We start from the raw sequence: 13,737 nt of genomic DNA on the forward strand, positions 1-13,737 counted from the left end.
AAATGCATGCTCACCCTACTCAGCAAGACAGCACCGCTGTGCCAAACGACCAGCGCCAAAGCTCAAAGGCGATGCCAAAGATTGCCATCGTCGGCCTTGCCGTTCAGTATCCCGATGCCGACACACCGGAGCAGTTTTGGCAAAATCTGCTGGATAAAAAAGATTCCCGCAGCCAAATCGATGCGGCCAAACTCAATGCCAATCCAGCAGATTACCAAGGTGTTCAAGGCCAAGCCGACCGTTTTTATTGCGATAAGGGCGGCTATATCCGCAACTTTCATTTTGACCCACAGGGTTATCAGTTGCCGCCGACGGCCTTTGAGGGACTCGATGAAAGCTTTTTATGGGCATTAGATTGCAGTAAAAAAGCCCTGCTGGATGCGGGTGTGGATTTAACGGCGCCATTGCTTGAACGCACAGGGATAGTGATGGGCACGCTGTCGTTCCCGACCGCAAGCTCCAATGAACTGTTTTTACCGATTTACCATCAAGCGGTTGAAAAGGCATTAAAAACCAAGCTTAACCAACCCGAATTTGCCCTCGCGCCCTTCGCTAATGGTTTGATTGCGGGCACGCAACAGGCCGCCAATGGCGCCATCGCCCACACGGCGTCTAAGTTGTTAAGCGATGCCCTCGGCCTTGGCGGTGCACAGCTCAGCCTCGATGCCGCCTGCGCCAGCTCTGTCTATGCCCTCAAATTGGCCTGCGATTATTTAACTACGGGCAAGGCCGATATGATGCTCGCGGGCGCGATATCGGGCGCCGATCCCTTCTTTATCAATATGGGATTCTCGATTTTCCACGCCTATCCAGACCATGGGATTTCGGCGCCTTTCGATAGCAATAGCAAAGGCTTATTCGCAGGCGAAGGCGCAGGCGTATTAGTGCTTAAGCGTTTAGAGGATGCCGAGCGCGATGGCGATAATATCTATGCCGTGGTCAGTGGTATTGGCTTATCGAACGATGGCAAAGGCCAATTTGTCTTAAGCCCCAACAGTAAGGGCCAAGTGCAGGCCTTCGAGCGTGCCTATGCCGCTGCCAATACGCATCCGAGCAATATCGAAGTGATTGAATGCCACGCCACCGGCACGCCGCTGGGGGATAAGGTTGAGCTCACCTCGATGGAGCGTTTTTTCGAAGATAAACTCGGCGGCACTCAGGCGCCGCTGATAGGTTCGGCTAAATCCAACCTTGGGCATTTACTCACTGCTGCAGGCATGCCTGGGATCATGAAAATGATCTTCGCTATGCGCTCAGGGCAACTGCCCGCGAGTATCAACCTTAAGGCGCCGATATCATCGCCTAAGGGATTGTTTAGCAGTAATAATATCCCTACTCAGTTGCAGACTTGGCCAGATAAAACAGGCAATGAACGCCGCCATGCGGGGGTGTCTGTATTTGGTTTTGGCGGCTGTAATGCCCATCTGTTGTTGGAATCCTATCAGCCAACAATTCACAGCGCCGAGAAGCAAGCCAACAAACCTGTTTATCAACAGCAAGCATTAACCGTTATCGGCATGGCGTCGCACTTTGGGCCTTTGGCCTCCATCAATGCGCTGGATAAGGCGCTATTAGCGCAAACGGATGCCTTTATCCCGCTGCCACCTAACCGCTGGAAAGGCTTAGATAAACATCCCGATATCCTTAACCAATTTGGCCTAAATCGCGCGCCCAAAGGCGCCTATATCGAGCAGTTTGACTTTGACTTTTTACGCTTTAAAGTGCCGCCCAATGAGGATGACAGGCTTATCTCCCAGCAGCTTTTGCTGATCAAAGTCGCCGATGAAGCCATTCGCGATGCTAAGTTAACCGCTGGCAGCAAGGTCGCCGTGTTAGTGGCGATGGAAACTGAGCTTGAACTGCACCAATTCCGTGGCCGCGTGAATTTGCACACCCAACTTGCAGATAGCTTAAAGCAGCAAGGCGTTCACCTCTCCAATGATGAATACCTTGCCCTCGAAGCCATCGCCATGGACAGCGTGCTCGATGCCGCCAAGCTCAATCAATACACCAGCTTTATTGGCAATATTATGGCGTCGCGCATCGCCTCGCTGTGGGACTTTAACGGCCCGGCGTTTACCATTTCAGCCGCAGAGCAATCGGTCGCCCGCTGTATCGATGTGGCGCAAAACCTACTGTCCCAAGAGAGGCTCGATGGTGTAGTGATTGCCGCCGTGGATTTAAGCGGCAGTATTGAACAGATCATATTGAAAAATGCTCAAATCGCCGTTGATCTCGATGCCAACAGCACGAATCCACAGTGGAAGGTGGGTGAAGGCGCGGGCGCTATCGTGCTGACCAGCCAGCAAGCGAGCAACAGTCAACAAGCGAGTAACAGTTCTCAAAAGGGCTACGGCCAAATTCGTGGTCAAGCATTTGGCACACATCATCAGCTGCCAAAGCTGCTTGATTCGTTGATAACCGAAACGGCTATCGCCAATCCTTCAGTGCCCGCTGCCATTCATATGGTTGAGCAATGTATTGCCCCAGAAGAGCGACTGCCAGCGGAGCAGCTATTAGCGCAGCTTAATCTTATGGGGACGCCATGCAGCCGAGTCGCCAATACCCTTGGCCATAGCTTTGCCGCTGCGGGTATGGCCAGTCTTTTGAGAGCCCTGTTAAGCCTAAAGAACAGGGCTGCGGGTACGGATAAAAACGCCGATAAACAGGCATTAGTCTCTACCCAAAGCCAAGGCGTGAGCTCGCTGCTGCTGTTAAGCCAGACTGCAACGCAGGCGGCACAGCTAGAACAGCGCCTTGAGCAGGACTTAACCCTAAGTGAGCAAAAGCATTTAATCAAACCAGTGACGCTCGGTGGCCGCGATATCTATCAACATATTGTGGATACACCACTGCCCGCACTTGCCGCCATCCAAGGCAAAATGCGCCAGTTGCAGCCTGTCGCACCGCATGCGACACAAACTAAGCCCGCAGAACAAGCAGCACTTGATATCAGGGCAGAAAACGTCACCCCATTTGCCACACCATTAGCAGTAGAGAGCGGTATGTCATCTAACGCACCACACCAATATCCGGCGGCTCCCTTGGCGCAGGATAGGGCGTCGCAGGATAGCGCGGCACTGTTACAAAACCAGCAACTGTTGCAAAACCAGCAATTGGCCCGCGAGGCGCACTTAGCCTTTTTACAGAGCCGTGAGCAAGGGCTCAAACTGGCCGATGCGCTGTTAAAAGCGCAATTATCCCAAACAACACAAATGGGTTCTGTTACACCCCATGTTGCCAGCAGCGCCAATACCGCTCCCATTGCTGCGCAGCAAGCTGTATCAGTCCCAGAACTAAAATCAGAATTAAAACCAGAGTTAAAACCTGATCACGCGAATGTCGCTCCCTATACGCCACCCATTCCTGCGGCTAAGCCCTGCATTTGGAACTATCAGGATCTGGTGGAATACGCCGAGGGTGACATTGCCAAGGTCTTTGGCGCCGATTACGCCATTATCGACAGCTACACACGCCGCGTGCGTCTGCCAACCTCGGATTATCTGCTGGTCTCGCGGGTGACTAAGCTCAACGCGCAAATGAATCGCTATCAGCCGAGCACTATGACGACTGAGTACGACATTCCCGTGGATGCGCCCTTCTTGGTCGATGGCCAAATTCCTTGGGCGGTGGCAGTCGAATCGGGCCAATGCGACTTAATGCTGATCAGTTACTTAGGTATCGATTTTGAAAACAAAGGCGAGCGCGTCTACCGCCTACTAGATTGCACCCTCACCTTCCTTGGGGATCTGCCCCGCGGCGGTGATACCCTGCGCTATGATATCTCCATCAACCACTTTGCCCGCAATGGCGATACCCTGCTGTTTTTCTTCTCCTACGAATGCTTCGTGGGCGATAAGCTGATCCTCAAGATGGACGGCGGCTGCGCGGGATTCTTTACCGATAAAGAACTGGCCGATGGCAAAGGGGTGATCCGCACCGAGGCCGAAATTAAGGCAAGGGAGCAGGCACAAATTGCACTGGCCAATGAATATGCCCGAAACGGCAATAAGCCGCGCTTCACACCGCTACTTAACTGCGCGCAAACGGCCTTCAGCTACGGCCAAATCCATCGCCTGCTGAGCGCCGACATTGGCGGCTGTTTCGGCGGTGAACATGCGGCCCATCAAGCAAAGTTTGGCCTCCAGCCTTCACTGTGCTTCGCCTCGGAAAAATTCCTGATGATCGAGCAAGTCAGCAAGCTCGAAGTGCATGGCGGCGCCTGGGGCTTAGGCTTGATTGAAGGTCACAAGCAATTAGCCCCCGACCATTGGTATTTCCCTTGCCATTTCAAGGGCGACCAAGTGATGGCCGGCTCCCTCATGGCCGAAGGTTGTGGCCAGTTACTGCAATTCTTTATGTTGCATATTGGTATGCACGCAAATACACAAGCAGGTGGCGTCACGAACGGTCGTTTCCAACCCCTTGAAAACGCATCGCAAAAAGTACGCTGCCGCGGTCAGGTATTGCCACAATCTGGCACACTCACCTATCGCATGGAAGTCACCGAAATTGGCATGAGCCCTCGCCCCTATGCCAAGGCGAATATCGATATCCTGCTCAATGGCAAAGTGGTGGTGGATTTCCAAAACCTCGGGGTGATGATTAAAGAAGAAGCAGATTGCACCCGCTATTCGCAGAGCGGTTATTCGCAAAGCCATTCCTCACAGAGTAATGCTCCCCAAGCAGCAAATATCGACAACCAAGCGGAACAAGCGCCACTGATGGCGCAAATCCCTGATGTTGCAGCTCCCCTGAATAAAGGCGTTGTGCCGCTTAAACATGTGAGTGCGCCAATTGCGCCAACAGGCTCTAAGTACGCCAACCGCGTGCCCGACACCCTGCCGTTTACGCCCTATCATTTGTTTGAGTTTGCCACCGGCGATATTGAAAACTGCTTCGGCCCCGATTTTAGTATTTACCGTGGCTTAATCCCGCCGCGCACGCCTTGTGGCGATCTGCAACTCACCACCCGAGTGGTGGCCATTGAGGGCAAGCGTGGCGAGCTGAAAAAGCCATCCTCCTGTATTGCCGAGTATGAAGTGCCCAGCAACGTTTGGTATTACGCTAAAAACAGTCACCCAAGCGTGATGCCTTACTCTGTGCTGATGGAAATTTCCCTGCAACCTAATGGCTTTATCTCGGGTTATATGGGTACGACCTTAGGCTTCCCGGGGCAGGAGTTATTCTTCCGCAACCTCGACGGCAGTGGCAAGTTACTGCGCGAAGTGGATTTACGCGGTAAGACCATAGTCAACGATTCGCGCCTACTGTCCACCGTGATTGCTGGCAGCAATATCATTCAAAACTTTAGTTTCGAACTGAGCTGCGATGGCGAGCCCTTCTACCGTGGTAATGCGGTTTTCGGTTACTTTAAGGCCGATGCGCTTAAAAACCAGTTGGGTATCGACAATGGTAAAATTACCCAAGCTTGGCACCTTGAGCGCGGTATTAAAGCCGACAGCCAAATCAATCTGTTAGATAAAAACGGCCGCAGTTTTGTGGCGCCGCTGGGCAAGCCACACTACCGCCTCGCGGGTGGTCAGCTGAATTTTATCGACAAGGCTGAGATTGTAAAAACTGGCGGTAAGAAGGGTCTGGGATACTTGTACGCCGAGCGCACTATTGATCCGAGCGATTGGTTCTTCCAGTTCCATTTCCATCAGGATCCTGTGATGCCAGGCTCCCTCGGCGTCGAGGCGATTATCGAACTGCTGCAAACCTATGCCATAGACCAAGACCTAGGTGCAGGCTTTAATAATCCGAAATTTGGCCAAATTCTGTCAGAAATAAAATGGAAGTATCGCGGTCAAATTAATCCATTAAACAAACAGATGTCGCTGGATGTGCATATCACCAGCATTGAAGATAAAGACGGTAAACGCATCATCAAGGGCGATGCCAACCTGAGTAAGGATGGCCTGCGCATTTATGAGGTAACCGATATCGCAATCTGCATCGAAGAGGCATAGCGCTGGCACCTACATTGCAGCATTAACGACAGTTAGCTTAAGAACAATTGGTTTCAGAACAATAGACTACCGCAGTGCAAGGGAATAGCCCCACTGCGGCAAACAAATTCAGGCCCCAAACACCCAAAAGTGAACAGCCCAAATGACGAATACCACACTCGATAATAAAAAGCTCAGTCCTTGGCCATGGCAGGTTGATGAAGCCGCCATCAGTTTCGATATCGATTCCCTTGGCAAAAAACTTAAAGATCTCAATCAAGCCTGTTACTTAGTCAATCATGCCGAAAAAGGTTTAGGCATAGCCCAAAGCGCCGAGGTGGTGGGTCTTGCAGAACCCAGCAATAGCTTACACAAAAGCAATGGTTTGCATCCTGTGAGTGCCTTCGCCCCCGCCCTTGGCACCCAAAGCTTGGGTGACAGTAATTTTCGCCGCGTGCATGGGGTGAAATACGCCTACTACGCCGGCGCCATGGCCAACGGCATCGCCTCGGAAGAGTTAGTTATCGCCTTAGGTCAGGCGGGCATTCTGTGCTCCTTTGGCGCGGCAGGGTTAATTCCATCGCGCGTTGAAGCCGCGATTAAACGCATTCAAACGGCATTGCCCAATGGCCCCTACGCCTTTAACCTGATCCACAGCCCGAGCGAGCCAGCGCTTGAGCGTGGCAGTGTCGAACTCTTCCTTAAGCATCAAGTGCGTACAGTTGAGGCTTCGGCCTTCTTGGGCTTAACGCCGCAAATCGTCTATTACCGCGCCGCAGGTCTGAGCCGCGATGCCAACGGCGAGATTGTGATTGGCAACAAAGTGATTGCTAAAATCAGCCGTACCGAGGTGGCCACCAAGTTTATGGAGCCCGCCCCGGTTAAGATGCTGCAACAATTAGTGAACGAAGGGCTTATCAGCGAAGAGCAAATGTTGATGGCGCAATCTGTGCCCATGGCCGATGACATTACCGCCGAAGCCGACTCTGGCGGCCACACCGACAATCGCCCTCTGGTCACGCTATTGCCGACCATTTTGGCGCTCAAAGATACCATTCAAGCCAAGTACCAGTACAAAACGCCGATCCGTGTGGGCGCAGGTGGTGGGATCGGCACGCCCGATGCGGCGCTGGCAACTTTCAATATGGGCGCGGCCTTTATTGTCACCGGCTCAATCAATCAAGCCTGTGTTGAGGCGGGAGCCAGCGAACATACCCGCAAGTTACTCGCCACCACCGAAATGGCCGATGTGACTATGGCGCCCGCCGCCGATATGTTCGAAATGGGCGTTAAGTTACAAGTGGTTAAGCGCGGCACCCTATTCCCGATGCGTGCCAATAAACTCTATGAGATTTACACCCGCTACGACTCGATTGAGGCGATTCCGGCAGAGGAAAGACAAAAGCTAGAAGAGCAAGTGTTTCGCGCCTCACTAGATGTGATTTGGGCAGGTACTGTGGCGCACTTTAATGAGCGCGATCCTAAGCAAATTGAACGCGCGCTGGATAACCCAAAACGCAAAATGGCACTGATTTTCCGTTGGTATTTGGGTCTTTCGAGCCGCTGGTCGAATACAGGCGAAGTTGGCCGCGAAATGGATTACCAGATTTGGGCAGGCCCCGCCCTCGGCGCCTTTAATGCCTGGGCCAAAGGCAGTTATTTAGATGATTACCGCGAGCGCAATGCGGTCGATTTGGCGAAACATTTAATGCAAGGCGCTGCCTATCAAGCACGGATTAACCTGTTGTTATCCCAAGGGGTAAGTATTCCGGTCAGCTTGCAACGCTGGAAACCACTGCAACGCTGCTAATTCGCTTTGCTAAACCTTATTGAGCGGGTTAAGTGAAAACTTAACCCGCTTTTTTTGACTTCAATTTTTGATTCATTTATGGGTCAACTTCCGCTCGGCATGGTTGCTATCAATCAATCGAATACATAATGCCAAAAACCGATTGGAGTTCCGTTTCCGCTCAGCATTGTCACTTCAGTGGCACACCGTAAACCCATCCTTGGGGGCTCAACGGAAAAATCCCTTTTCCCGATGTCCACTGCCGTGACAATGCTCGCCTGCAACACTTATCTACAATCAATCCAATACATGAGGCAAGATTTAAAATTGGGTGGGAGACGTTGATAAATGCAATCGTCCCAAAACTTTATATAAAGCATTGTTTGTTAATAAGGATTTTTATCATTCAAAAGTATCGTTTTGCACATTATTTCAAATAATCCTTATTATCGAGCCTTAATATTCAATACATTACAAACAATTCGTTATACAAAATCCAAAGAACTGAACTGATGCACCAGCTCTGATAGAAATGAATCACAACAAAAAATAAACAGTTAAATCATAACCTTGAGTTTTTCCACTTCAAATTATTGAAGGTGAGATTTGCCGCAATCCATTAGAGTTGAATATCTATGAGCATAGAAGATCAAGATTCAATTGACGCCATTGGAATAGATAATGAAGGTGTCGTCGTGCTAACCATCTCAGATCATTTGGAATGGGATGATAAGCATCTCTTACTCCTTCAGGAAAAGATTAATATCTACTTGGCTTTTCTCGAGTCTGGCGAGGTATTTGAAAGCTATCCAGATTCACGTGGGAGAGAGTTTAAAATTAATATTATGTGCAAATATGAGCCAACAGCATTAGCTACGCGGTTCCTATCACAATGCACAGACATCATTAATCAAGTAGGAATTCAGTTTGGTTATCAGGTTTTCACTTAGCCAAACAGTATCACCTTAGCCTAGCGCAGAAAACCGCATGTTTTCCCACTGTTGTCGGCGTAAAACGGCTTGGCGGGCTACTGTCGTAGCTTTGACGTAAGGTTGTCATAACTAAAATCATGGGTTCTAGATGATGATTCGCCTACTGCAATTATTATTAGGAACTAGAAAATGGAACAAATGATAAACAAAGACTTAGTGAAAAAGCTTCGAAGCGAACGTTCTTGGTCCCAAGATCAACTCGCCACAATCTCAGGACTGAGCATTCGTACTATTCAGAGAGTAGAGAGTGAAGGATCTGGCTCCTTAGAATCCAAAAGAGCGCTAGCGGCAGCTTTTGATATTAACGTTAGTAATCTGGATATTAATAGCACCGCAGCCAGCACCTTAGCATCCAGTCATCGAGGTTGTAAGTTTGGGCTAGCTGGTGCAACTGTGGGTATTTTGAGCGCCTATATTGGAATATCTATATCTTTTACATCAGGAGATATTATGTCCGCTGAAGCAGGGATTCATTATGGAAGTCTTGGTGCGCTCTATGGTATTTCCTGTACAGTTATTATCGTAATGTCTAACAGATATCATTCAAACCCTAAGTGATAAGACACATCACAGCTGTATTGCGACTGTTAGCGTTTGTGCAGATGCAAGAGCTAAGAACTTTCCGCAAGGTACTGTCTGCCGTATTATCAATCTAGCAATCAACACCTTAATCTAAGCCGATACTCAAAAGACATCGGCTTTTTTATGCTGCTTCCCTCGATTTCCCCACTGCAACTCTTACCGAATCGTAGGTAAAAATTGCCTATCACACTTATATCAGCCAATACTCTCGCCAATACAGCATTTAAAAATTACAATAATAATCAGTACATTAGCAAATAACTTCAAAATTGGCATTAAGCTCGCAATATCCCCATTGTGAGTTTATTGCGGGATTGAGTGATAACGGGATGTAAGACGTAACCTAGCTCACTCAACTCGCTCTCAACAACGAACTCAACTAGCTCGCTCGACGAAATCGTACAGAGTGAAGAAGACCGAAAAACCGAAATAAGACAAAGGAGGTGGCTATGTTAGGTTGGACCTTAATGTTTCTGGTTGTGGCCATTATCGCCGGACTGTTTGGATTTACGGGGATCGCTGGCGCCGCAGCGGGGATCGCAAAGATTATTTTCTTCCTATTTATCCGACTTTCCGCACCTGATTTAGGAATAAATTTGCCGATACCGTTCGCCTAACACGTCGAGAATGATCTGCTGGTCCACTGTGAGTCCTGTGACTTGAGGTGGCGCCTCTCCCAACTGGTACTCGTGCACCCCGCCAAAGCGTAAAAAAATCCACCGCGCAGTCGGTTTTTGCGTGGGTTTCTTTTTCATGTCCGCCACACTCCGGTTCTGCTCTACTAAGCCCTGCCGGATCCGGTGCTCCAGCGCCGCATAAATCATCAGGCTACAGGTCATCACCATCAGCAACGCTTCGATACGTTCCGGTTTTTTAAGATATAACGAGGAGGTTAAAAATTCGGGACTTTTCAGAAACCTAAAACCACGCTCGACATTCTGCTGGGCTTTATAGGTAGCCAACAGCTCAGCCATGGTGAGCGTTTCACTGTGATCATTGGTCGCGAGGATGAACACCCCTGTCTGGTTGCGCGCCTCAGCCACCCGCGCCAAGCTACTTGCGGCTAACCCCTTGATGTGAAATTGGTAGTTCACCGGCATTTCACCCTTTTGGGGCCTTCCGCGCCCTGCATAGATAGGTTCACTCACGACTTCTGCTTCTAGTTGCAGCAGATTTAAGCTGACAGCAAAACGGGCTAATTCAGCCTGCGCATCGGTCTCGCAGGCAAAACGCTGGGCACATAATTTGTTGAAGGCTTTCAGTTCACGCGTGCTGTCTTTCAGTAGGTTTTTGGCTAATGTTTGCTGCTCACGGTGGCTGGCCTGTTCGCTGCGCACCAGCAACCAACGCTGCGCGACGTCGGCATAATTGGCGCTTTGCCAACAGCCATGATAGCCATTGCCCAGCGCAACCAGCGACTGGGTGCCAATGGTTGCCACGGCTCGCTTGGCTTCATTGAGGGTGACAGGCACACGAGTCACGAACAACTGTTGCTGTTGTGCCAGTAGTTGCAAGGTGTCGGCGCAATACAGCGCCGCATCGCCGACCAGATAACGACTCTCCTGCGCGGCCTTGAGACTGCTCAAGTGGCGCCGTACCGTCTGGGCAAAGGCCTTGGTATCATTAATATTACCACTCAAGGCTTGCATGTAGATGGGCAGGCCGGCCTGATTTTCACAGATAAGCTCCAGGATAACCTGGTTTAGCTCTGGCCGATGGTCGCGGCTATAGCCCCGTACCAATTGCAACTTACCGAGCTGCTCGCCATCGGCTTGGTCATAGGCGCCATCGACGTGGAAGCTGGTGATATCGAGGTGTACTGCAGTACTTTTGAGCCCCAATCGTTCAACGACCTGCTCCGCCATCACCTGATAAAGCGTGCTGACATCGGCCTCAAAGAGGGCATCAAGGCAGCGGCCGAGCACATCATCATTGAGGTCATCGGCACAGATCCCCGGGCCAATCAGGCGTTCTACAGGCTTGTTGGCAAAGAATTGCGGGAACATGTGCAAGGTCGAACTATGAAAGCCAAGACCGTTCAGTATCATCGCCACCAACGCTTCACCATGTGAGACTTTGTAGGGCGGCGTTTTGGGTAGCACCGCATCAATCATGCGAGCAATGCCGAGTTCTTGGCAAAGTGCAGCGACCAAACCAAGGTGGTCGAGGTTACGGATAGAGATAGCGGGAGCGGCCATGATGAATTACCTGCAAAAGAGAGTAATAGATCAGAATGACCGATCGCCGTCAAGTTTTTTAAATCGAAAATTAGGTGCGGAATGACGGATTTATTGTATTACTTGTGATTTCCCTGCTGGTCAACGCCCTTAAGGGCAAGGCACCACGCGCTTAAATTGGATAAAAGGAGAATCGATATGAAACCTATGACCATAATTACCACTGCATTTTTAGCCTTATTATTAACCTTTGGACTGTCAGCCTGTAGCGACAACAACGCCGAGGACGCAGGCGAAAAAATTGATGAAGCCATCACAGATACTGGCAATGCGATTGAAGATGCCTGTGAAGAACTGAAAGAAGGCGTTAAAGCGAAAGATACCCGCTGCTAGGACGGATGACGGAGAGTAATAAGTCGCGCAAACAAGCCTATCAGGGGAACCACAGTTCGAGTGAGTACCACAGAGCCACTTTATCGCGACAGACATTGGTTACGATAAAGTGGGTTTCCCTGAGGCTCGCCGTTTATCGATGGAGAAGATGCCAATGCTGAGTAGGGTCCACATTAAGTATTTCTATCTGTTCGGAGCGCTGCTATTTGGCTATTTTGCCGTAACGGGGCATTCTCCCATTCTCACCTTTATTTGGGCATGGAGCAGCCTTTCCCTCGCCCTTGTCGGCTCGGCCTATTGGTTTAATCTCGCCAGTATTTTTAGAAAACGTCAGGATGGCTCCATCCCTTGGTATATTCGCTGGGGCTTTATTCCGTTTTTATTAGGATGCCGACTCTATAATCTCTGGGCGCGGCGCCGCGATAGCGTGCCTTCAATGCAAGCCATTGATAAATATCTATACTTGGGTAGCCGCTTAAGCGCTGCCGATTTACCTAAACTGAATCGTTATGGCATTACCGCTATTTTAGATGTCACCGCCGAATTCGACGGCCTCGATGTGTCCCTGTATGAAGAGCATATCGACTATCTGAATATCCCTATTCTTGACCACAGCGTGCCGACTAGCGCCCAATTAAATCAGGCGATTAACTGGTTACACCGTCAAGTACGCGCCCAAAAGCGGGTATTAATCCACTGTGCGCTCGGCCGCGGGCGCTCCGTAATGGTGCTGGCCGCTTATCTTGTGTGCCGCCGTCCCGAACTCAGCTTCGCCGAGGTGCTGCAACAGATTAAAAGCATTCGTAAAACCGCAGGGTTAAATCGCTGGCAACTCAAAGCGCTGGAGCAGATGTACACTCAAGGGGAAATCAAACTGCATAAGCGAGCCTGGATTATCGCCAATCCCGTCTCTGGCGCGGGTAAATGGCAGAGCCATGGCGAACAAATTTGCACTGAGCTGAAACGCTATTTTGAGGTGCAGTTAGCGCTCACCACGCCAGAGATTAGCGCCCAAACCCAAGCGAAAAAAGCCCGACTTCAGGGCGCCGATATCATCATCGCTTGCGGGGGCGATGGCACAGTCACAGAGGTCGCGGCGGAGATTATCGACACCGATATCACCTTAGGCATTATCCCGCTAGGCACCACTAATGCCCTGTCACACGCCCTCTTTGGTTTAAGCAGTAAGCTCAATGCCGTCTCCCAAGCCCTTGATAATATTATCCAAGGCCAGACACAGACTATAGACACGGCGCGTTGCAATGAGCGGCTGGTGTTACTGCTGGTCGGCATTGGGTTTGAGCAGCAAATGATTGAGTCGGCGAGTCGCGAGCGTAAAAATGCCCTCGGCCAACTCGCCTACCTCGATGGTTTGTGGCGCGCGGTGAACACCGACACCAACCTCGAGTTGCAGCTGACTTTAGATGACCAAGCCCCAATGGCAGTGCAAACCCACAGCCTAGTGGTTGCCAATGCCGCACCTTTTACCAGCTTACTCGCCCAAGGTAAGGGCGAACCCAATATGACCGACGGCTTGTTGGATATCACTTGGTTAGATTCAAATAATGAGCCAAATGAACAGCTTATCAGTCTGGCTGAACTGGCTTTTACCGGCTGGATTAAAGAGGCCACCAATAGCGACTCTGCGCCCTCGGCCAACACGGGCAAAGTGAAACATGCCCATGCTAAAAGGGTGAAGATCAGCAGTCAGCCCCCATGCAAGTATGTGATTGATGGCGAGATTTGTGAGCCGGAGGAACTCAATATCGATATCCTGCCCGCCTCTTTGAAGGTGTTTGTGCCCTATCAAGCGCAAAATGCTGAACCGCAGTCAGAATCCAAAATAAGCTAAC

8 protein-coding genes are annotated in these 13,737 nt (G+C 50.4%); 7 read left to right on the forward strand and 1 reads right to left on the reverse strand.

Annotated elements, in window-relative coordinates:
• The first annotated feature begins 2 nt into the window (after window positions 1–2).
• The 5 genes from SHEWANA3_RS14945 (at window position 3) to SHEWANA3_RS23250 (ending at window position 9,931) form a co-directional block, all read left to right on the forward strand.
• Entirely contained in the window at window positions 3–5,972 is a 5,970-nt protein-coding gene (locus SHEWANA3_RS14945) for a beta-ketoacyl synthase N-terminal-like domain-containing protein (RefSeq protein ID WP_011717714.1), read from the forward strand.
• A gap of 142 nt (window positions 5,973–6,114) precedes the next feature.
• The gene (gene pfaD, locus SHEWANA3_RS14950; protein ID WP_011717715.1) at window positions 6,115–7,761 is read left to right on the forward strand and encodes an eicosapentaenoate synthase subunit PfaD; all 1,647 of its coding nucleotides are present in this window, start codon (window positions 6,115–6,117) and stop codon (window positions 7,759–7,761) included.
• Between the two features lie 614 nt (window positions 7,762–8,375).
• Window positions 8,376–8,690, forward strand: a complete 315-nt coding sequence (locus SHEWANA3_RS14955) for a DUF6572 domain-containing protein (protein WP_011717716.1) — start codon at window positions 8,376–8,378, stop codon at window positions 8,688–8,690.
• A 171-nt stretch (window positions 8,691–8,861) separates the two neighbouring features.
• Window positions 8,862–9,290 carry a helix-turn-helix transcriptional regulator gene (locus SHEWANA3_RS14960; RefSeq protein ID WP_011717717.1) on the forward strand — a complete coding sequence of 143 codons (429 nt, stop codon included), beginning with the start codon at window positions 8,862–8,864 and terminating at the stop codon, window positions 9,288–9,290.
• 473 nt (window positions 9,291–9,763) lie between these two features.
• Window positions 9,764–9,931, forward strand: a complete 168-nt coding sequence (locus SHEWANA3_RS23250) for a DUF1328 family protein (protein ID WP_041412697.1) — start codon at window positions 9,764–9,766, stop codon at window positions 9,929–9,931.
• Here SHEWANA3_RS23250 and SHEWANA3_RS14970 read toward each other — a convergent pair.
• On the reverse strand, window positions 9,899–11,512 hold the full coding sequence (locus tag SHEWANA3_RS14970) for an IS1634-like element ISShes12 family transposase (RefSeq protein ID WP_011715680.1): 1,614 nt from the start codon (window positions 11,510–11,512) through the stop codon (window positions 9,899–9,901). The genes SHEWANA3_RS23250 and SHEWANA3_RS14970 overlap by 33 nt on opposite strands.
• Before the next feature lie 177 nt (window positions 11,513–11,689).
• On the opposite strand from SHEWANA3_RS14970, the gene SHEWANA3_RS14975 reads away from it, so the two are divergent.
• Together SHEWANA3_RS14975 and SHEWANA3_RS14980 are read left to right on the forward strand one after the other, a co-directional pair.
• Window positions 11,690–11,884 (forward strand): hypothetical protein, encoded by a 195-nt coding sequence (locus tag SHEWANA3_RS14975; RefSeq protein WP_011717718.1) that lies wholly within the window; start codon window positions 11,690–11,692, stop codon window positions 11,882–11,884.
• Between the two features lie 154 nt (window positions 11,885–12,038).
• Window positions 12,039–13,736, forward strand: coding sequence for a diacylglycerol kinase family protein (locus SHEWANA3_RS14980; RefSeq protein WP_011717719.1), 1,698 nt, complete (start codon window positions 12,039–12,041; stop codon window positions 13,734–13,736).
• Window position 13,737: the final 1 nt, after the last annotated feature.

This window comes from Shewanella sp. ANA-3 (genome assembly GCF_000203935.1).
Taxonomy (GTDB): Bacteria; Pseudomonadota; Gammaproteobacteria; order Enterobacterales; family Shewanellaceae; genus Shewanella.